Raw genomic sequence first — 20,543 nt, forward strand, 5'->3', positions numbered from 1 at the left:
TATTATAGAAGGGCGTTTGCAGATAAAACCGCAAGAGCAAGATACTCGTAAACGGCTACAGCCGTGGCAAGCAAAACCTGACAGTGATTTGCCATCCGCAACCTTAATAAATGCTAATGATATTCAGACAGTTGCATTACCACATTATGTGCTCAATCACAGTCATCATCCGCTAGAAGCGCAAGCCTTGATTGAGGCAGTGATGCTCTGTCATCAAGGCCGCACGCTGTCAACGGCAGTGAGTTATGATTTGGCAGATATTTGGCATGGAATGCTCACTGACAACATTGACAATCATACTGATGCTGATAGTCAGCCGACCAATATCGTCGTCAGCTATGAGAAAATTTTACCGCATACCATAGACTCTCAATTATTAGAGATGGTAGCGAATATGGATCGTCGCTTGGACAGTGCTTTGTTTGCGCTGGCAGTAAAGCAGCTCAGTAAACATGATCTCTCCGAAAGCACTATCAATGAATTACGCTCAAAACATGAAAGAGACCATAGTAACCAAAGTCATCAGCACTATAGCCAGCAAGAAAAATGTCGTCAGATGCTCATGCGCTATCAGCAAGGTATAATTGAGTTGGTTAAAAGGCAGCTCAGCGCTGATTTAAGCAAATATTTTGCTGATGAGGTGATAAGGGAACGAAGTTGTACTGACAATCAAAAGCCAGTGTTCAATCATGCAGAGGATAAGGCATCTCGGATACCTTCGATCTTATCACTATGGCAAGCACTGCATTTACAGCAATTGTTACCCATACTATCTACCGTATTAAATGACAAACATTTAATCATGCCAGCGCTATGGCAGCAAGCATTGCAAGCTGGCAGGGACACTATTTACGCCCAGCTTGATCCTTCAGGACAAGTATTTGCTAGCCTTGATAATGCTAAAAAGTCGATGCTCATACTATTGGCCTATCGTTTGGCAAAAGATAAAAAAGGTCAGATGGTATCTGCGCTTGACAGCTCGGCACTCAGCTACAATCATGCTAGTATGACGCACTATATCGTCGACTTGAGACGCCATGCGCGTTTGATTGATATTGAATTGACAGCAGTTAGCGATGCCAATTTACAATGGCTGCTATTGACAGCGCAAAGTCTCAATAGCGTGCAGCTATTGGCTGTGATTAACGCTGTGCCTATCTTGCAACCGTTTAGAACAGAGAACAAGCGTGAGGATAATTATCGAGAGAGGCAACAGAGCAGTTGTCAAATAGATTATAATGACTGCGTAAACAGTAGCTATGTTGATAATGTCACTATTAATAATTCTTATGCTTATAATAACTATCGGCAGTGGCTGAGCACATTGCATACGATGATGTTACACGATACGATAGTCAGTCAAGATGAATACGATTGCTTGCTTTCATTGTCAGAGCGTTGGCTAGGCATTCGGCAGCTTTTTTGATCGACTGTATTGCCGCATTATAATGTCGCATAGTCACTTTTTTATAGTGGATACTAAATAAAAAGTATAGCCATTGTGAAGTGCTGCTAGAATAAATTTTCGTAGCATCGAGCTGCGCAGGCACAGCACGCAAGAAGATATTATTCTAGCAGCGCTATACTCATTTTATAATGGATTGACGATAGTATCGCCTATAGAAATTTGTAAACCCCTTTGAAACAAGTAGGACAGCAGACACGCATGAGTGATATTAAAGACCCACTAATGGTATTACAGCAGCGTATGCAGCAGCGTCAAATTCTAGCGTTGATGGGTATTAATCAGTGGATACAGCCACACTCAGAGACCATGAATATCGCAGACATCGCGGCTCCTGTCGCGACTCACATGACAACTCAGCCTATCTCTTCTGATATGAGTGCTGAACAACCAAGTGTTGACGCTCTAAACAGGGTTTTCGAAAATAGTGACGTCTCAAGCAATGATATGTCAAATACTCAGTCTATGGGCCTGGTATCGGACACAATAGATGATGAGATTGATAGTTATGACAATGACGCTAATACCAGCGATCATAATGATATTGATGTCAATAATATTGACCTACAGCATCACAATCAACCAAGTCCAGTAAGCTATCATTTTGATACCAGTAATTCTGCTGCCGCGCCTGTACTAAACACAGATATAGAGTTACAGCCAGCAGCGGCCTATGTTGAACAAATTCATACTGCCGAAAATCACTATGACAATACTGTCAAAGTAACACCCTTTGATTTGCAAGGCGGCCGCTATGGGGATTGGGTAGTTTTTGTTGACATCCAAGCACTCAACCATAACAGTCAAAAGTTATGGAAAAACATCACGCAAGCACTATCAATAACCTGTGAGACAACGTCGTTCCCCATTTGTGAAGGTATGGACACAGCTGAACTTGCCAATGCCAGCCTTGCTGGTTATGTGTTCAAAATCGGTAGAAGTGAAGAGATAAAAGTCGCTGCATTGACGGCGCTGCCTGCCGGACTTGAGCATCCTAATCTTACGACTGCGCCTACATTAGATGAGATGCTTGCAGATAGTAGTATAAAGCGTCAGTTTTGGATGCAGCTCTCTGATTAGGAGTGGCACTCATTAAATATAAGAAGAATGGTCAAACCTGTTTTAATAATTAATTTTTCAGTATCAATTCACAACGATGACCCCGTCACATCTAGGATAATAGCCATGTCTACAAACCCAGTATCCACAAAAACAACACTAACTTTCAATACTTCAACGCCCAATCGCTTACCCAATTTTTCAGCGGGACCTGCTACGATACCGACTGCGGTGTTATCACGTGCTCAAGAAGAGTTACTTGATTGGCAAGGGCGCGGTATGTCGGTGATGGAAGTGAGTCACCGTAGTAAAGAGTACCTAGCAATTACTGAAAAAGCCGAAGCCAAACTGCGCTCATTGATGGAGATTCCAGACAATTATAAAGTGTTGTTCTTACAAGGTGGGGCTAGCTTACAGTTTTCCGCGATTCCGTTAAACCTATTAAATGGTGGGCGCGCAGATTATTTGACGACTGGTACTTGGTCGGATAAAGCCATCAAGGAAGCGAAACGTTATGCCAATTTAGGCCTTGGTGAGGTGAATATGGTCGCGACTGGTAAAGACAGTAACTTTACCGATGTGCCAGCGCAAAGCGATTGGAACATGAGTGATGATACCGCATACTTCCATTACTGTGCCAATGAGACCATTCATGGCTTGCAGATATTTGAGCCACCAAAAGTCGATGCGCCGATTATCGTTGATATGTCGTCTTGCATTTTGTCACAGCCAATCGATGTGTCAAAGTTCGGAATGATTTATGCGGGCGCACAAAAGAACATTGGTCCTGCTGGACTGGTTATCGTGATCGTCCGCGAGGACTTATTGGGGCAGGCAAGTGAGTGGTGTCCACTGCTGCTGAATTATAAGCATCAGGCCGAAAAAGAATCCATGTCGAACACGCCAGCGACGTATTCTTGGTATCTGGCAGGATTGGTTTTTGATTGGCTAGAAGAGCAGGGTGGTGTCGCTGCTATTGGAAAAATTAACCAGCAAAAAGCAGATCTTCTTTATAAGACCATTGATGATAGTAGTTTTTATAGTAATCCTGTTGCCCCTCAGTACCGCTCTATCATGAACGTACCGTTTACTTTAGCGGATAGTAGCCTTGATAAAGTATTCTTAGAAGAGTCAGCCGCAGCAGGTTTGATGAACCTAAAAGGCCACCGTGATGTTGGCGGTATGCGTGCTAGTATTTACAATGCCGTACCTCTTGAGTGGGTACAGCAATTGGTTGACTTTATGATAGCGTTTGAAAAAAAATATGCTTAAATAGAGGTAAATGTTTAGAATAAAAAAGACGCCGTTCATAAGAGTTGCGTCTTTTTTATTGGGCTTTTGGTGGTTTTTAAATGGCTATCGTTAAAATGTTTTAAAGACGCAAACGTAGCCTTTCTTAATATGGCAAACCATTAGGTTAAAAAACCTAAATTTGTTATGATGAAATTTTACGATACGTATCGTTTTCAGTTATTTGTCAATAATTTACAATAGTTTTTAGTCATTAGCTAAACTCTAATACATCCATTGATTGAGCACAGGGGGTTGTTGTCACTTGATTATGATTAAAAATGCCATGCTACCAACCGTCTTGCTAGCCATTGCCCTCAGCTGGATGCCAGTCAGTTTTGCCGAGCCTATTACAACGACTGCGCTTGGTCATAACAGTCCTACGGAGTATATGAATGCGCCTTATATGCCTTATGCCAATCCAGATGCGCCCAAAGGTGGCACACTCTCATTAGATGCACGCGGCACCTTCAATAGCGCCAACAAATGGATGACCACTGGTGTAGCTATGGTTGGCACTGACTATTTGTATGATACTTTGATGACTGGCTCATTAAACGAAGCATTTACCATGTATCCGCAGTTGGCAAGCAAGGTCACTTACGATCCGGATGACACCAGCTGGATTGTCTATCACCTCAATCCTGCTGCCCGTTTTTGGGATGGGTCGCCCGTGACCAGTAGCGATGTCAAAGCGACTTATGATGCACTATTAAATAAAGGGCCGATGTATATTCGCAGTTATCTGGGTGATATCCAAGAAGTACAAATTATTAACAAGCAACAAGTAAAGTTTGTTTTTACGTCCGATGACAATAAAGAAATTCTATTAACAGTAGGGCAGTTTCCAGTATTTGCCAAGTCGTCTATCGACGCCGATTTTGAAAAAATCACCTTGACGCCGTTGATGGGAAGTGGGCCTTATAAGCTTGGTCGCGTCGATGCAGGTCGTTCGGTCAGCTACGTGCGTGATCCCAACTACTGGGGGCGTGATCTAATGGTCAATCGCGGTCGTTATAACTTTGATATGATTAAGTTTGTGTATTATCAAAGTGATGAGATTGCTTTTGAAGGCTTTAAATCTGGTCAATATCGTTTTCGCCCCGAAAATAAAGCCTCTAATTGGGCCACAGGCTATAATTTCCCTGCCGTCAAGGCTGGCATGATTGAGAAAGAGGCAATAAGCAGTCAAAACCCAGTGCCGATGCAAGGTTTGGTTATGAATATGCGCCAGCCAATCTTCCAAGACATTCGGGTTCGCCAAGCATTGACCGCCGCGTATGACTTTGAGTGGATGAATAAGACGTTGTTTCATGGACAGTATGAGCGCTTGCAAAGCTTTTTTCATGGTTCGGAACTGGCTGCAACAGGGACGCCCTCTGCTGCCGAGATGAAGGTACTCAGTCCATTATTGTCCAAGCTTGAGCCGATTCAGCGCCAAGCGGTATTAGCCGAATGGCAGCTGCCAACCAGTGATGGTAGTGGCTTTAATCGTCAAGGGTTGTTAGAGGCAAGGCAGTTATTGCTAGATGCTGGGTTTTATTATGAAGATATGAAACTGTATCAACCGAATGGCAAGCGTGCGCACATTGAGATTTTGATGACGGGCGAAACCGTAGGCCGCGTATTGCTACCTTATATCCGCAATCTAAAACGTTTGGGGTTTGACGCGACGCTGCGGCAAGTGGATAGTCCACAATATTATGAGCGTATGCGCACTTTTGATTATGATATGGTGGTTGATGTATTTGCTCAGAGTTTGTCACCGGGCGCAGAGCAGTTCGGATTTTGGGGCAGCGACGCCGCTGACCAAGTTGGCAATAGAAATACGGTCGGTATCAAAAATGTGGTGATTGACAGGGTAGTAGAAAAACTGGGTAGCGCCAAAAATCGCCAAGAGATTGTTCTTTATACTCATGTGCTAGATCGCTTGTTGCGCGCAGGCCATTATTTGGTGCCGCTATACGGTAAGTCTGGCACCAATGTCGCTTACTGGGATCAATATCGTCATACCGAAACCTTGCCTACCAACGCTGTCGGTATTGACTATTGGTGGACAGATAAAGAAGCAGAAGCACGTGTCAATCAGTACTTAAAAAAGTAAGTAAGCATCATTTGTAATCTATAAACATTTGCATAAAAAGCACGCGCAATAAAGACAACTACCAGTAAGGATTTTATATGACTATTCGTATTCACCCGATTAAGGCATTTAACGACAATTATATTTGGACATTGATTAACGAAAATAATAAACAAGCGATTGTCATTGATCCAGGTCAAGCTGAGCCTGTCATTGCTTATTTAGAAGAGAGTGAATTAGAGCTGACCTCGATTTGGACCACTCATCATCATCATGATCATATTGGCGGTGTTGCGGAGTTACAAGAGTCTTATCCCATGACGCATCTGGTTGCACATGCTGAGCATAATGTGGATGAAGATCAGACGATAAAGGACGGTAGCACGGTAAGTGCCTGGGGCTGTGCGGCACAAGTATGGGATGTATCGGGTCATACTGCCAGTCATATGGCCTATGTGTTAGATATCGATGGGCAAAAACATTGCTTTTGTGGCGATACTTTATTTAGTGCAGGCTGTGGCCGTGTGTTTACGGGCACAATTGATGGATTGTATGACAGCTTTAAGCGTTTAAACAGCTTGCCAGCTGAAACGCTACTGTATCCAGCGCACGAATATACCGCCAGTAATTTACGTTTTGGTTTGTCTATTGAGCCTGACAATGAAGCAATGCAACAGGCATTATTACAAGCAACAGAAAAAACAGCTCAAGGCATGCCGACACTGCCAGTTACCTTAGCGCATGAGCGGGCGGTAAATGTGTTTTTGCGTACGCAAGAGCCGAGTGTGCTAGCTGGTGTTCAGTCTAAAATGAATATGGTCGACGATCAGCCATTGACTGTGTTCGCGGCTCTACGTGAGCTGAAAAACAACTTTTAAGCGATCAATCATATTTTTCTTTGTCAACTGTCTTTATAGTCGATTCTAAATAAAACAGATATATTATATTTCAAGGCTGAACGGATATAAATTTTTCTTGCTTGCTGTGTCTTCGCAGCTCGATGCGGCGAAACTTCTCGTTTAAAGATAAGCATACCAGTTCCGCTGACTCATTTTATACTGAACTTACTATATTTTAGGAAACCGCCATTATGGGTCGTTATATCTTAAAAAGGTTATTGCTGATATTACCGACGCTTTTTTTGATATTGCTGGCAAACTTTGTGATTGTACAAGCAGCCCCAGGCGGCCCAGTTGAACAGCAGCTGGCACTTATCGAACAAGGGGCAAAAGACAACGCGCTTGGCGGTAATATTGGTGCAGGTAGTGCTGGCGGCAATAGTACCTATCAAGGAACGCGCGGCTTATCGGAGGAGATGGTCTCCGCCATCAATGCCCAGTACGGTTTTGATAAATCTGCGCCTGAGCGTTTTTGGCTCATGTTAAAAAACTATGCGCAGCTGGATTTTGGTGAGTCTTTTTTTAAAGGGCAATCGGTGACAGATCTGATTATAGAAAAGCTACCTGTTTCAATTTCGCTTGGACTATGGAGTACGCTGCTCATTTATATGATTGCCATCCCACTCGGTATTTATAAAGCCATGCATCATGGATCAGGGATCGATAAAGTCACCGCCATGCTCCTAGCTATTGGCCATGCGATACCGGTATTTGTCTTTGCAGTCATACTATTGGTGTTTTTTGCTGGTGGCAGTTACTGGAATATTTTCCCACTGCAAGGATTGACCTCTGAGAATTTCGATCAATTAAGCACGCTTGGTAAGATTAAAGATTATTTTTGGCATTTGGCCTTGCCGCTTTTAGCGAGTACAGTTGGTGGCTTTGCTGGCTTGACGTATTTGACCAAATTTAGTTTTTTAGAGGAGCTCGGTAAGCAGTACGTGCTCACTGCGCGTGCCAAAGGGTTGGGTGAGCGTCAGGTTTTGTACGGGCACGTGTTTCGTAATGCGATGTTGATTATTATCGCTGGTGTTCCAGCAGCTATCGTCGGAATTTTCTTTGCTGGGAACTTTCTGATTGAGATTATCTTTAAATTAGACGGTTTGGGATTGCTTGGCTTTGAGGCCATTCAGCAACGTGATTATCCAGTGATATTTGGCACGCTATTTATTTTTACATTGGTAGGACTGCTATTACAGCTAATCAGTGATTTAAGTTATCACTTAATTGATCCTCGCATTGATTTTGAGGGTCGCTAATGTCAAGTCATCCAGTATCCTCAACATCACCTGCTGTCTTTGTACAAAAAAAACGCCGTTTAAACCCTATCTGGCAGGCACGTTTACAGCGTTTTCGCCAAAATCGGCTCGGGGTGATATCGCTGTTTGTGTTTGTGATGATATTTATCATTTGTATGGCCGCCAATGTGATTGCCAATGACAAACCCCTGTTGGTGCAGTATCAAGATGATTATTACTTTCCTATCTTAAAAGCCTATCCTGAAACGACGTTTGGGGGCGTCTTTGAGACTGAAACCAATTACAAAGACCCTGCAGTGCAAGCCTTAATCAATGATCAGGGTTATTATGTGATGCCGCCCATTCCGTTTGCCGACCAGACACCCAATGTTGAGCTGGGCATGCCATATCCAGCACCGCCTAATAGTCAGAATTGGCTGGGTACTGATGATTTGGGTCGCGATGTGCTGGCGCGAATACTTTATGGTATGCGGGTATCATTGTTGTTTGGTCTGGCCTTGACGCTGGCGGGTGCTTTGATTGGTATTATCATTGGTGCGATGCAAGGGTATTATGGTGGTTGGGTGGATTTAGCTGGACAGCGGTTTATGGAGGTGTGGGGCGGTATGCCGCAGCTATTTATGATTATTATCCTAGTCAGCTTATTTAGCCCTAGTATCACCATGCTATTTGCCATGATGCTGTTGTTTGGTTGGATGGGATTGGTCGGTTTGGTGCGGGCAGAGTTTTTGCGTGCCCGTAATTTTGATTATGTGCGCGCTGCCCGTAATCTGGGGGTGTCGGACAGTCAAATCATGCTTAGACATATTTTACCCAATGCGCTGGCCTCAAGCCTGTCGCAACTGCCATTTATCCTCACTGCGAATATTATAGCCTTAACGGCGCTAGACTTTTTGGGGTATGGCTTGCCGCCTGGCTCACCGTCGCTGGGCGAGCTGATGGTACAAGGAAAAAACAACTTGGATGCACCGTGGCTTGCGCTATCAGGATTCTTTAGTTTAACCTTTATTTTGTCATTGCTTATCTTCGTTGGCGAAGCACTACGTGATGCGTTTGATCCGAGGCGCTCTTAATATGACCAAGATTATGGTACAAGATAACAGTCTAAAAGAAAGCCCTAGCAATGCACCACATAAGCTAATACTGACCGTGGATAAGCTCAGTATCACTACTGTCACAGGTATCCAACTGGTCGATAAACTCTCGTATGAGTTAAGACAAGGACAAACCTTGGCCATCGTTGGTGAATCAGGCTCTGGCAAATCAATTGCGAGTCTGGCGCTGTTAGGCTTGCTCCCAGATAGCTTACTCATTAGTGGTGATGTGAAGCTGGCAAGCTCAGCAGGAATGGCGGCACTACCCATAGCAAATGATAGGCTGCGTAATGCCGCATTACGTTCGATTCGCGGTCAGCGCATCGGCATGGTGTTTCAAGAGCCGATGACAGCACTCAACCCATTACATACGGTTGCCAAGCAAATCGCTGAATCACTGCGCCTCAGCGGTGTACCCAAAAAGCAATGGCGAGACAAAAGCATCGCTTTGTTAGAGGATGTCAACATCACTGACCCTGCCGATAAGCTGAAACGCTATCCGCATGAATTATCAGGCGGTCAGCGCCAACGTGTGATGATTGCTATGGCATTGGCACAGCAGCCTGACGTTTTAATTGCTGATGAACCAACCACTGCGCTTGATATTAGCTTGCAACATGACATACTTGCGCTATTAGATGATCTAAAACGCCAGCACAATATGGCGATGATACTAATCAGTCATGACCTGAATCTGGTCAGGCGTTATAGTGATGAGGTCATCGTGATGCGTCAAGGACAGACAATTGAGCAAAGTCAAACTGCTACTGTGTTTAACCAACCTAAAGCAGAATACACACGAACGCTTATTAAGCAAGATTTTGGGCAGGCGTTGAACTTATCAGTCAATGAACAAAGTCAGCATTTAAAAGTATTGGAAGTAAATAACCTTCAAGTACGATTTCCAATGGAAAAAAACTTATTTGGTAGTACCAAACGTTGGTTCGATGCAATCAAAAACGTCAATATGACGCTACAAAAAGGGCAGGCATTGGGTATCGTTGGTGAGTCAGGCTCTGGAAAAACGACGATTGCACTTGCGCTTAGTCAGTTACTCAGTAATCAAGCACAGGTGAGTGGACAGATAGTAGTCAATGACCAAGATATTTCAGCATTGTCAAAAAGCGAGTTACGCCAGTTCCGCTCGCAGATTCAAATGGTTTTTCAAGATCCATTTGCCAGTATCAATCCGCGTATGACCGTTATGCAGACCATTGAAGAAGGGCTACTCGTACAAGGCGTCGATAAAGCTGTGCGGCAGCAAGCAGTGATAGACAGTTTGGCTACTGTATATTTGCCAGCTGAGTTTGCGCAGCGTTATCCACATGAGTTGTCAGGGGGTCAGCGTCAACGTGTGGCATTGGCGCGCGCACTTATCATGAAGCCAAGTCTCTTAATATTGGATGAGCCTACCTCTGCGCTTGACAGTACCACGCAGGTAACAGTAGTTAACTTACTCCGTGAAATTCAAGAAAAATTGCACGTCAGTTATGTCTTTATCAGTCATGATTTAAAAGTAGTACGGGCGTTATGTCAGCATATTATGGTGCTCAAAGACGGCATGTGCGTAGAGTCAGGACGTACCGAAGATATTTTCAATAACCCACAACATCCGTATGCCAAGCAGTTATTGCAAGCAAGCATGGTTTAGTTTATTCACCATAAAAAATGTCAAAACATAGCCGTTCATAATAATAGCGACATACTAAAAATGGCAGTGGTACAATAAGTTTTGGCAGTCATCATTTGCTCATTAAAATGATCGTCATTGCTATTACTCACATCACTAAAAAGGATTTTATGCCCATGAAAAAACAAAAAAGCATTGCTAAATTGATGAGTACAGATGGATTACAGCACGCAGGTTATTTGGCCGTTGCCAAAACTCGCGCCAAAGTGCTAAAAGTATTTTCTCATGTGATACCTATCAGAAGACCTATGTTATTTGTCGGCGAGACTTCTTGTGAAGCGCTATGCGACATGCTCATTAGCGAAGGCAATACCAATGTTTTTATCGTCACAGACTCCGTGCTAACTAAGCTGGGTATACCTGCCAAAGTCACTGATTATCTAGACGCAAAAAATATCAGCTATAAACTCTATGATGGTGTGACGCCAGACCCTACTTTTAAGGTAATCGAAGAAGGACTGCGCCAATCTTTAGAGGCTGAGTGCGATTCGATAATCGCTATTGGCGGCGGCTCAGTGATTGATGCCGCTAAGATGATTGCTATGTCGCAAGGCAATGACTGTCAACCTAAAAAGCTCATTGGTATTCTTAAAGCAAGAAAGCCTTCAGTACCTTTATATTGTGTTCCTACCACTGCTGGAACTGGCTCAGAAGCCACGCTTGGCGCGGTCGTATCAGACGATACAACCCATCAAAAATCTCTGTCTATCGACCCACGAATAGTGCCATTAGCGGCGGCTATCGACCCTGTTATTATGAAAGGAATGCCGGCGCATATTACGGCAGACACTGGTATTGATGTATTGACGCATGCATTAGAAGCGTGGATGAGTGCAAACGCCAGCGTCGAGACTGATTATTATGCGGCCTCTGCGGTCAAATCTGTAATGCACTATTTACCATTGGCTTATAAAGATGGCAGTGATCTAAAAGCAAGAGAAGAGATGGGTATTGCAGCGCATTATGGTGGTATTGCCTTTAACAAAGCTGGCCTTGGGTATGTACATGCGATTGCTCACCAATTGGGCGCGTATTATAGTATTCCTCATGGTCGCGCTAACGCTATTGTGTTGCCTTATGTGCTTGATGTAAACCGTGACGCCAGCAAAAAAAGATTGGCGTCCTTGGCCAAAAAAACTGGCATGATAAAAGAGGGTCAAACTATTGGTAGTGACAGTAACATAACCGATAACTTTATCACTCAAGTACGTGATTTGATTAAAACTCTAAATATTAATCCGACTGTCAAAGGTATGAAAACTAGTGACTTTGATAGCATTGCCAAAGCCGCTGCCAAAGAAGTCAGTGATACTTATGCGGTGCCAACTTATTTATCAGCGTCTGAGATAAAAGAGATTTTAATGAAAATTAAGCAGGTAAGTGACGAGCAGGTAGATCAAGCTAAAAATAGCGATAAGGTCGCATAACTGTATACAAAATAAAGTCTATTATCCAAAGGATAATTGGCTTTATTTTTTGAACCGTTCAATATATAACAATTTAGGAATATTTCAGTGATACCTAACGGTTACGATGGCTACATGACATTACTTTTAGGAGCTTTTTATGACACGCCAATTATCAGTGAGTTATAAGTTACAGGCCAAAGTCGTTGGTATAGTCATCATAGCGAGTAGTGTTCTTTATGTTGGTTGTACCGTTCCCGAAAATACTTCTATTGTGAAAAATACGCCCGTCGATAATCCTTATGCGCCTACTGATCCAAATTTGGCAGTAGCTACGGTTGCTGGTGGCTGTTTTTGGTGTGTGGAAGCTGGTTATGAAAAAATACCTGGTGTTGTTGAAGTGGTTTCAGGCTATACAGGTGGTCAGTCCACCAATCCAACTTATAGTACCGTGTCAGCGGGTAGTACGGGTCATACTGAAGCGGCACAAGTATATTATGATCCAACGAAAATTACCTACAATGGTATCGTTCAGGCATTGTGGCGAATGGCAGATCCTACCGATGATCAAGGTCAATTTGTAGACCGCGGGACGCAGTATCGTCCTGCAATTTTTTATAACAATGCGCAAGAAAAGCAGATAGCGGAAGCTGCTAAGCAATCGTTACAAGACGCTGGTGTCTATGATAAGCCAGTCGTGATTGAGATTGTACCTGCCAGCACTTTTTATCCAGCAGAAGAATATCATCAAGATTATTACAAAAAGAACCCACTGCGCTATAAGGCTTATACTTTCAATTCTGGTCGCTATCAGTTTATAGAAAGTGTCTATGGCAAAAACTACGAGCTGGATTTTAGTCAATTCAAGCCTACTACGGCCACTGGTGAACAAGTAGCATCGAGCAATGCGCCAATCATTAATGCTAGCTCAGGATTTAATCCAGATACTTTTGTGAAGCCGACGCAGGATGAGCTAAAGAAATCACTCAGTGACATTCAATACGAGGTCACTCAAAAAGACGGTACTGAGCGCGCTTTCGATAATGAATATTGGGATAATAAAGAGCCTGGTTTATATGTTGACGTGATCTCGGGGGAGCCACTATATTCTTCTCGGGATCAATACAAGTCCGGAACTGGTTGGCCAAGCTTTACTCGTCCATTGAGCGCTGATAGTGTGGTTGAAAAGGAAGATCGGGGAATATTTGGCACTCGTACAGAAATTCGTAGCCGCTACGCTGATTCACACGTGGGTCATGTGTTTGACGATGGGCCAGCACCGACTGGCAAGCGTTATTGCATGAATTCAGCAGCGATGCGTTTCATTCCACTGGCGCAAATGGAGGCAGAAGGCTACGGTAATTGGGTTGATGAAGTATAGTCGTCCAATTAAACCTTGTTATATCAAACCAAAAAATACGATTAGCCGTGTCAAACTCGTGTAGCTTACCTGCGTAGTACAGGCGCTGGTTTTTCTTGCTACTCTGATTTTTGGGATTGGTATGAATCACGGCTACGTTGAACGATGCGCATAAAAAAAGGATACCTAAGTATCCTTTTTTCTTTATTTATTGTTTTTTAAAGCGTTAAAACGCTGGTTGACGTCTAGGTATCGCGCTCAAAAACTCAGTGCGCGCCTGATTATCATGGACAAACTCGCCCAGCATTGATGTCGTACGGGTGGTGGAGTGTTGCTTATTCACACCGCGCATCATCATACACATATGCGCCGCATCCATCACTATGGCAACACCGCGGCAGCCAGTCACATCCATAATGGTTTGGGCGACTTGATCGCTTAAATTTTCTTGAACTTGTAAACGACGGGCGAACATATCGACAATACGGGCAAATTTTGATAACCCCAATACTTGACCGTTGGGCAAATAACCCACGTGCGCGACACCATGAAAAGGCAACATATGATGTTCGCACAACGAATAAAATTCAATATTTTGTACCAATACTAGCTCGCGATTGTTCGATGGAAAGAGGGCATCATTGACGACTTCGTCCAAGCTTTGATGATAGCCTTGGGTCAAATGAGCAAAAGCTTTTGCGGCACGCAGCGGCGTCTCTGCAAGACCAGGACGTTCTAAATCTTCGCCAGTTGAGAGAATCAATTGACGATATGATTCGACGCTTTCTTGGTAATCTGATGTTATGATTGGGGTGTTACTCATAAGTTTGGCAGCCATCCAAAATGTGGGTGTAGCTTAACGCTAAATCCTATTATGTAAGGATTCTTATAAAAATTGTGCAAGCTGGAAGGGCTGTGATTATACTTGAAATCTCCTGAACTTCATACTGCTGTAGCAAGCAGTTGAGCGTTTAATCGTTATTAAGCGCTACGGTAAGTGAATAGAGTTTACGACTGTTTACTTAAATGAATTCGTGTATAATGTTATTTTTTAATTTGTATTTGGTCACTACGTGATATCTATCATATCTGACCACGCTAGATCATTTTATAATTCAAATAATCTTGTTCGATTCAAAAGGAAACACTATGCTACTGCAAGGACAACGGTTTGTCGTAACTGGCATCGCAAGCAAACTTTCTATCGCTTGGGCAATCGCTGAAGCGCTACACCGTGAAGGCGCATCATTGATTCTGACGTATCCAAACGATAAAATCAAAAAACGTGTGGATATGGCCGCAGAGAAATTTGAAGCGGATTTGGTATTAGAGTGTGACGTCGCATCGGATGACTCTATTACTGCTTGCTTTGAGCAAGTGACTGCACATTGGGGTGATGGTATTGATGGTGTGGTACATGCCATTGGCTTTGCGCCGATGGATCAGTTGGATGGCGATTTTGTTAACGCGACGACTCGTGAAGGCAGTCATATCGCACATGATATCTCAAGTTATAGCTTTGTCGCATTGGCTAAAGAATCGCGTGCGTTGCTTGCGATGCGTCATGGTTCTATGTTGACGTTGACTTATGAAGGCAGTATTTCGGTATTGCCAAATTATAATGTGATGGGTATGGCAAAAGCCAGTCTTGAAGCCAGTGTTCGCTATCTTGCGACCTCTATGGGCGGTGAAGGCATTCGTGTTAATGCCATCTCGGCAGGTCCTATCCGTACGCTTGCTGCTAGTGGCATCAAATCATTCCGCAAAATGCTTGATATTAGCGAAAAGATTGCGCCATTACAGCGTAATATCACGCAGACGGAAGTAGGCAATGCCGCTTTGTTCTTACTGTCACCATGGGCTTCTGGTATCACAGGTGAGATTATGTTTGTTGATGCCGGTTTTAATACCGTTGCCATCAGTGAGCAGTTAATGATGCTCGATGAGCCGAAATAATGACTCTTGATTATTGATTGTATAGTTTGAGACACAAGGATGGCAGCCAACGGGCTGTCTTTTTTGGTTATACTGGTCGCTGTTTTGAGACGACTCTTAGGTGACAGATGTGATAACCAAATTACCAAGATGGATATTGTGGGGCGGCGCGGTACTGGCCTTTAGTGCAGGCTGTGTTAATACGGCAGCGTTGATGGGTTTTGCCAATTTGTCGGTCTCGCATGTCACTGGTAATGTGAGCTTATTTGCAGCGGCTATTGCCTACTTAGATACCCGCAGTATTTTGTATATCGGTGCGCTGTTGTTGTCCTTTTTGGCAGGCGCGATATTGAGCGGTTTTATCATAGGACAAGTCTCATTGAAATTGGGAAGCCGCTACGGACGCGCCCTATATATAGAAGCAGCACTGCTGTTGATTAGCTATTGGTTATATCAGCAGCATGATTATTTGGGACAGCTAGCAGCAGCGATGGCATGCGGATTACAGAATGCTATGGTGGCAACTTATAGTGGGGCAGTTATTCGTACCACCCATTTGACAGGGCTAACGTCAGATATGGGTGCTGCCATCGGCAATTGGCTGGCAGGTCGACCTATCAGTAAACCCACACTAGGTTTTCAGGCCATTATTTGGTATTGTTTTTGCGGAGGCAGTACAGTAGGAGCATTCTTATTTGCTAAAGTCGGTTATGAAGCTTTATTTGTACCGATTGCGATTGTACTGACGGCAGCATTTTTATATAACCATGCTTCAGATCACTTACCAGAAAAAAGAGTGCCAAAACATGAAAGGCACTCATCATAGTGATAAGTGCCTTTCATGTTTTATCTTATATTTTAAAGCTATGTGTTTAGCTGATACTTTTAACGTTTAATCTAATAATAGTTTTACCTTAAATTTGAGGCAAGGTTTTAGTTTTTGCCTTCTTCTTTATGGTCTTCATGTTCGTGCAAACCTTGCATCATATCCAGCGCAGAGTCATCAGTACGCTGTTGGTCTTTTTTGGCCAAACCATCTTGATTGATATCTTTTGGTGCCATTTTGGTGGTTGCATCAGTTTTGTTTGCGTCTGTCATAACGTCATTCCTTTTGTTTTTATTGATGATTTTCTATTTAACCTTTCGATTATGTGGTATCAGTTTTTGCTTGTATAGTCCCAAATGATGAATGTTTAGGGGCTTTATGTAATTTTTTATCAATCAGGGTCTTCATACAAAGCGGTGAGAGAACCATTGTTGAAAAATCGAACAAAGTCGAGAGGTAATTACTGTTAACGAATCAAACAGATATCTTAAAAAAACAAAATTAATCAAAATGTATTCATATATAAGTTATTCTGATATGATATTTTCGCGCGTAATGTTCGCTATATGAATATCATGATGTTTTATAACAAGTATGTGTTGCAATAATTTTCGACTTCATACTCACTCTGGATGCGATAAGGATAATTTATGTCAGAGAAAAAACTGGATAGCCATCTGCCTGATGATGGTAACGAGTATTTATTTACGGATACGTTCCCAAAGGGAACGGGAAAAGGATTGATTGTTGTCGCCATTGCAGCAATTATTAGTTTTATTATTTATAGCGTATTACCATTTGAGGTCAGTGCCAATAAAGGGCTCGCATTGTTATTTTTTATTGGTGTGCTATGGCTCACTGAGGCAATACACGTCACTATCACTGCAATCTTAGTGGTTGTGGTTGGGACATTGATTGGCATTCCTGATTTTAATGCTGAAGTAGGTCTGCAAAGCTTTGCTAGCCCCATTATTTATCTTTTCTTTGGTGGCTTTGCCTTGGCTGCCGCATTGCATGTACAAAAGCTTGATAGAAAGATCGCTCTAAAGATTCTATCGTTATCAGGTGGCAAGCTAAGTACCGCTGTATTATTAATTTTTGGTGTCACTGCGTTTTTGTCAATGTGGATTTCAAATACGGCAACAACGGCAATGATGCTACCACTTGCACTCGGTATTTTAACGCAAGTAGATAGTAAAGAAGACCGCGGTACATTTGTATTTGTACTACTTGGTATTGCTTATTCAGCAAGTTTGGGTGGTTTGGGTACGATTGTTGGCTCGCCACCCAATGCGATTGCCGCAAAAGCCTTGGATATTGCGTTTGTTGATTGGATGAAGTTTGGTATTCCAATGATGCTGGTCCTATTACCAGTATTATTGGGTGCGATGTATTTGTATCTAAAGCCCAACCTAAACCGTACTATGAAGCTAGAGCAAGATGAGTTCATTCCTTGGAACAAGACACGCATATTGACAATTACAGTTTTCATTGTAACGGCAGTCAGTTGGATACTTTCTAAACAAATTGGTGCTGCAGTTGGTATCGAAGATACGGATGCAGTTATTGCATTGCTTGCAGCAGTGGCGGTCGTGAGTTTGGGTCTAGTATCTTGGAAACAAGTGTCGGACAACACGGATTGGGGCGTATTGATGTTATTCGGTGGCGGTATTGCGCTATCGAATATCCTAAAAGTATCAGGTGCGTCATTAGTACTGGGTGAGACGGTTGCTAATGGCTTACAAACAGCACCACTATTGGTTGTGATGCTTGCGATCTCCGCTTTTATTATTTTCTTGACAGAGTTTGCATCAAACACGGCTTCAGCAGCGCTCTTGGTACCTGTATTTGTGGCAATTGCTGAGCACATGGGTATACCGAGCGAGGTCTTAGTACTTATCATCGGTATTGGCGCTTCTTGTGCCTTTATGCTACCTGTTGCCACGCCGCCAAACGCTATTGTGTTTGGTACGGGTCTGATTAAGCAAACAGAGATGATACGTGTTGGTGTTATTCTTAATATCATCGCCACATTTATTGTGGGTCTATGGGCTTACTTCTTCTTGTTGTAAAAAAGTTGTTTATTAGAATTTTATGGTTAAATAAAAACCCGATTCCTCACGACTGTTGAGAGATCGGGTTTTTTATTCACTTTTATTTTTGATATATGTATTTGTAAGGAAAAATAAATCTCATGATGCACTCTAATACTAAACATCTGAATACAATCGCTGCTATTTCGGATATTCACAGCAATGTCTTTGCTCTTGAAGCCGTCATGGCTGACATCAAAAATCGCGATGTCGATCAAGTTGTCAATCTTGGTGATATCTTATACGGGCCAATTGCTCCTAAGGCAACTTATAAGCTACTGATGACGTACCGAGACGATATTGTTACCATTTGCGGTAATCAGGATAGACAGATTTATGAGGCGACTGAAGCGGATATTGCTGCTAATGCAACGCTGGATCTTATTGTCAAAAAATTTGCCTAAAGAGGCGCTGGACTGGATGCGCTCTTTGCCATTTGATTATCAATTAAGTGAAGATGTCTATCTATGCCATGGATCACCAACTGATGACATGATGTATTTGCTGGAGAATATAGAAACGGGTCAGCCGATAGTGCGTGGTGATGCAGATATCCTGGCATTGCTTGACGGTATTGATAGTGCTGTTGTCATCTGTGGTCATACGCATATCCCGCGTACAGTAAAGCTGTCATCAGGACAAACTATTATCAACACAGGTAGCGTTGGTTATCCGGCTTATGAAGATGATTTGCCGATTGTTCATAAAATGCAAACCTATTCTCCCCATGCCAATTACGCCCTTATTAGTTATGTTGAGACCCAGCAGGGTAAACGCTGGCAGACTGAGCATATCAATGTGGCTTATGATCATGAAGCCGCGGCAACACTGGCTTTACAAAATGGGCGTGAAGATTGGGCATTTGCCTTAAAGACAGGGCGAGTATTGTCATTGTGATACTGTTAAAATGTTTTCGGATAAGGCGACAAAGGCCATCAAATAAATACTATCTATGATGAGTTGCTAATAAGGACTGCGTAATATGCTAACGCTATATATGGTTCAACTTGGCGGTCGCCCCAAAGGCCGTTTGATTGAACAGCACGATATTTTTTTTGGCGTTGCCAATCATGTCAGCGGGCTAATAGCGGATATCAATAGTCACTGGCCTGAAGTAAAAAATAAGTGGCATATTGATTCGTACCGAGCGATTACCAGAGTAGACAATTATGCTATTCGTTTGGTTGAGTCAAGTAACCGAACAGAGAATAATCCAGATTTAAAGTTATTCTTTATCAACTTAGGTGGCTATCAGCAGGGCAGCTTTGAAGAATTTCATTACAAATTACTTATTGTCGCCACCAGTCAGGCAGCTGCTATTAAACAAGCAAAACAAAGCGCGTTTTATAAGCAGTTTACGTTTAAAGATAAAGACTCATCTTTCAATGCCGCCTCGCATATCGATGATAAGTTTGAGGTCGACATAGATGAGATATACAACGTAAACGATCTTATCTCAAACGCTCAGCTTTTGATTGAGCCTATTTGCGATGCAATTAATGAGAGTATCAGTACTAGTGAAGATAAAGAATACGTGGGATACTTGAGTATTAAGAATTTAAGGAAGTTATCGTAATATGTCACTAGATATGTACTACAAAATTGGAATGATTCGCAAAAGGCGCTGCCAAATCTCTGATGAGATACTACCCACCTTTTATCAAATTCACGATAATGTTAACTTTCCACAATTGACGTGGTTGATTGACAATCTTTATGATAATCCGCAGATTCAACCTGAAACAGCTAGAGCTTTAGCTAATGAGGTGGTAGCGTTTGAAAAACTAATACTTTCGTTACATCTTCCTTTTCCTAGGCTGGCACTACAGAAAATACATACCTTTTTTGAGGGAGCTGCTACCAGCCAACAGATCATTTATACCAGTAGTGACTGACTTTATTATTTAGGCCATCTATTTAGCTTTGAATATATGTAACTCAATGTTCATAACCAGGCTACTTCATTTAATACTATTTATTAAATCTAAGAAAGATATTTTATTGCCCAGTGGTTGTGGAACAAAATGTAGGTTCGCAACCAAAAATAACCCGCTTGAATCACACTCAAATTACCCCCATAATCT

The 20,543-nt window shown here is 42.7% G+C and carries 19 protein-coding genes; 17 read left to right on the forward strand and 2 right to left on the reverse strand.

Annotation, left to right across the window (positions count from 1 at the left end):
* Positions 1 to 16 precede the first annotated feature (16 nt).
* The 10 genes from M917_RS14470 to msrB all read left to right on the forward strand — a co-directional run bounded on the left by M917_RS14470 (position 17) and on the right by msrB (position 13,626).
* Positions 17 to 1,426, forward strand: a complete 1,410-nt coding sequence (locus tag M917_RS14470) for a hypothetical protein (RefSeq protein WP_021815294.1) — start codon at positions 17 to 19, stop codon at positions 1,424 to 1,426.
* A gap of 240 nt (positions 1,427 to 1,666) precedes the next feature.
* Positions 1,667 to 2,545: a hypothetical protein gene (locus tag M917_RS12805; RefSeq protein ID WP_021815295.1), complete on the forward strand. Its 879-nt coding sequence runs from the start codon at positions 1,667 to 1,669 to the stop codon at positions 2,543 to 2,545.
* Positions 2,546 to 2,650: 105 nt separating this feature from the next.
* Positions 2,651 to 3,796, forward strand: coding sequence for a 3-phosphoserine/phosphohydroxythreonine transaminase (gene serC / locus M917_RS12810; RefSeq protein ID WP_021815296.1), 1,146 nt, complete (start codon positions 2,651 to 2,653; stop codon positions 3,794 to 3,796).
* A gap of 289 nt (positions 3,797 to 4,085) precedes the next feature.
* Entirely contained in the window at positions 4,086 to 5,918 is a 1,833-nt protein-coding gene (locus tag M917_RS12815; protein ID WP_021815297.1) for an extracellular solute-binding protein, read from the forward strand.
* 77 nt (positions 5,919 to 5,995) lie between these two features.
* Positions 5,996 to 6,775 (forward strand): hydroxyacylglutathione hydrolase, encoded by a 780-nt coding sequence (gloB, locus tag M917_RS12820; RefSeq protein ID WP_021815298.1) that lies wholly within the window; start codon positions 5,996 to 5,998, stop codon positions 6,773 to 6,775.
* A 212-nt stretch (positions 6,776 to 6,987) separates the two neighbouring features.
* On the forward strand, positions 6,988 to 8,055 hold the full coding sequence (locus M917_RS12825) for a microcin C ABC transporter permease YejB (protein WP_021815299.1): 1,068 nt from the start codon (positions 6,988 to 6,990) through the stop codon (positions 8,053 to 8,055).
* The gene (locus M917_RS12830) at positions 8,055 to 9,128 is read left to right on the forward strand and encodes an ABC transporter permease (protein WP_021815300.1); all 1,074 of its coding nucleotides are present in this window, start codon (positions 8,055 to 8,057) and stop codon (positions 9,126 to 9,128) included. Before M917_RS12825 ends, M917_RS12830 begins: the two co-directional genes overlap by 1 nt.
* Before the next feature lies 1 nt (position 9,129).
* Positions 9,130 to 10,800: a dipeptide ABC transporter ATP-binding protein gene (locus M917_RS12835; RefSeq protein ID WP_021815301.1), complete on the forward strand. Its 1,671-nt coding sequence runs from the start codon at positions 9,130 to 9,132 to the stop codon at positions 10,798 to 10,800.
* Positions 10,801 to 10,955: 155 nt separating this feature from the next.
* Positions 10,956 to 12,266 (forward strand): iron-containing alcohol dehydrogenase, encoded by a 1,311-nt coding sequence (locus M917_RS12840; RefSeq protein ID WP_021815303.1) that lies wholly within the window; start codon positions 10,956 to 10,958, stop codon positions 12,264 to 12,266.
* A 139-nt stretch (positions 12,267 to 12,405) separates the two neighbouring features.
* The gene (msrB, locus tag M917_RS12845; protein WP_021815304.1) at positions 12,406 to 13,626 is read left to right on the forward strand and encodes a peptide-methionine (R)-S-oxide reductase MsrB; all 1,221 of its coding nucleotides are present in this window, start codon (positions 12,406 to 12,408) and stop codon (positions 13,624 to 13,626) included.
* A 205-nt stretch (positions 13,627 to 13,831) separates the two neighbouring features.
* On the opposite strand, the gene folE is transcribed toward msrB, so the two are convergent.
* Positions 13,832 to 14,428, reverse strand: a complete 597-nt coding sequence (gene folE, locus M917_RS12850) for a GTP cyclohydrolase I FolE (protein WP_200861771.1) — start codon at positions 14,426 to 14,428, stop codon at positions 13,832 to 13,834.
* Between the two features lie 326 nt (positions 14,429 to 14,754).
* Here folE and M917_RS12855 point away from each other — a divergent pair, with 326 nt between their 5' ends.
* Positions 14,755 to 15,561, forward strand: coding sequence for an enoyl-ACP reductase FabI (locus M917_RS12855; RefSeq protein WP_021815306.1), 807 nt, complete (start codon positions 14,755 to 14,757; stop codon positions 15,559 to 15,561).
* A 109-nt stretch (positions 15,562 to 15,670) separates the two neighbouring features.
* Positions 15,671 to 16,366, forward strand: a complete 696-nt coding sequence (locus tag M917_RS12860; RefSeq protein WP_021815307.1) for a YoaK family protein — start codon at positions 15,671 to 15,673, stop codon at positions 16,364 to 16,366.
* Positions 16,367 to 16,473: 107 nt separating this feature from the next.
* On the opposite strand, the gene M917_RS14335 is transcribed toward M917_RS12860, so the two are convergent.
* On the reverse strand, positions 16,474 to 16,638 hold the full coding sequence (locus M917_RS14335) for a hypothetical protein (protein WP_021815308.1): 165 nt from the start codon (positions 16,636 to 16,638) through the stop codon (positions 16,474 to 16,476).
* 378 nt (positions 16,639 to 17,016) lie between these two features.
* On the opposite strand from M917_RS14335, the gene M917_RS12865 reads away from it, so the two are divergent.
* The 5 genes from M917_RS12865 to M917_RS12880 all read left to right on the forward strand — a co-directional run bounded on the left by M917_RS12865 (position 17,017) and on the right by M917_RS12880 (position 20,354).
* On the forward strand, positions 17,017 to 18,438 hold the full coding sequence (locus M917_RS12865) for an SLC13 family permease (protein ID WP_021815309.1): 1,422 nt from the start codon (positions 17,017 to 17,019) through the stop codon (positions 18,436 to 18,438).
* Positions 18,439 to 18,560: 122 nt separating this feature from the next.
* The gene (locus tag M917_RS14560) at positions 18,561 to 18,863 is read left to right on the forward strand and encodes a metallophosphoesterase family protein (RefSeq protein ID WP_021815310.1); all 303 of its coding nucleotides are present in this window, start codon (positions 18,561 to 18,563) and stop codon (positions 18,861 to 18,863) included.
* Positions 18,826 to 19,356, forward strand: a complete 531-nt coding sequence (locus M917_RS12870; protein ID WP_264629468.1) for a metallophosphoesterase family protein — start codon at positions 18,826 to 18,828, stop codon at positions 19,354 to 19,356. Before M917_RS14560 ends, M917_RS12870 begins: the two co-directional genes overlap by 38 nt.
* Before the next feature lie 85 nt (positions 19,357 to 19,441).
* Entirely contained in the window at positions 19,442 to 20,035 is a 594-nt protein-coding gene (locus tag M917_RS12875; RefSeq protein WP_021815312.1) for a DUF1543 domain-containing protein, read from the forward strand.
* Position 20,036: 1 nt separating this feature from the next.
* Entirely contained in the window at positions 20,037 to 20,354 is a 318-nt protein-coding gene (locus M917_RS12880; protein ID WP_021815313.1) for a hypothetical protein, read from the forward strand.
* Positions 20,355 to 20,543: the final 189 nt, after the last annotated feature.

This window comes from Psychrobacter aquaticus CMS 56 (assembly GCF_000471625.1).
Classification (GTDB): domain Bacteria; phylum Pseudomonadota; class Gammaproteobacteria; order Pseudomonadales; family Moraxellaceae; genus Psychrobacter; species Psychrobacter aquaticus.

Excerpts from the sequence above, each read along its gene's own strand:
- M917_RS12805 (WP_021815295.1), top strand. The coding sequence starts at position 1,667 with ATGAGTGATATTAAAGACCCACTAATGGTATTACAGCAGCGTATGCAG.
- serC (WP_021815296.1), top strand. The coding sequence starts at position 2,651 with ATGTCTACAAACCCAGTATCCACAAAAACAACACTAACTTTCAATACT.
- M917_RS12815 (WP_021815297.1), top strand. The coding sequence starts at position 4,086 with ATGATTAAAAATGCCATGCTACCAACCGTCTTGCTAGCCATTGCCCTC.
- gloB (WP_021815298.1), top strand. The coding sequence starts at position 5,996 with ATGACTATTCGTATTCACCCGATTAAGGCATTTAACGACAATTATATT.
- M917_RS12825 (WP_021815299.1), top strand. The coding sequence starts at position 6,988 with ATGGGTCGTTATATCTTAAAAAGGTTATTGCTGATATTACCGACGCTT.
- M917_RS12830 (WP_021815300.1), top strand. The coding sequence starts at position 8,055 with ATGTCAAGTCATCCAGTATCCTCAACATCACCTGCTGTCTTTGTACAA.
- M917_RS12835 (WP_021815301.1), top strand. The coding sequence starts at position 9,130 with ATGACCAAGATTATGGTACAAGATAACAGTCTAAAAGAAAGCCCTAGC.
- M917_RS12840 (WP_021815303.1), top strand. The coding sequence starts at position 10,956 with ATGAAAAAACAAAAAAGCATTGCTAAATTGATGAGTACAGATGGATTA.
- msrB (WP_021815304.1), top strand. The coding sequence starts at position 12,406 with ATGACACGCCAATTATCAGTGAGTTATAAGTTACAGGCCAAAGTCGTT.
- folE (WP_200861771.1), bottom strand. The coding sequence starts at position 14,428 with ATGAGTAACACCCCAATCATAACATCAGATTACCAAGAAAGCGTCGAA.
- M917_RS12855 (WP_021815306.1), top strand. The coding sequence starts at position 14,755 with ATGCTACTGCAAGGACAACGGTTTGTCGTAACTGGCATCGCAAGCAAA.
- M917_RS14335 (WP_021815308.1), bottom strand. The coding sequence starts at position 16,638 with ATGACAGACGCAAACAAAACTGATGCAACCACCAAAATGGCACCAAAA.
- M917_RS12865 (WP_021815309.1), top strand. The coding sequence starts at position 17,017 with ATGTCAGAGAAAAAACTGGATAGCCATCTGCCTGATGATGGTAACGAG.
- M917_RS14560 (WP_021815310.1), top strand. The coding sequence starts at position 18,561 with ATGATGCACTCTAATACTAAACATCTGAATACAATCGCTGCTATTTCG.
- M917_RS12870 (WP_264629468.1), top strand. The coding sequence starts at position 18,826 with ATGCAACGCTGGATCTTATTGTCAAAAAATTTGCCTAAAGAGGCGCTG.
- M917_RS12875 (WP_021815312.1), top strand. The coding sequence starts at position 19,442 with ATGCTAACGCTATATATGGTTCAACTTGGCGGTCGCCCCAAAGGCCGT.
- M917_RS12880 (WP_021815313.1), top strand. The coding sequence starts at position 20,037 with ATGTCACTAGATATGTACTACAAAATTGGAATGATTCGCAAAAGGCGC.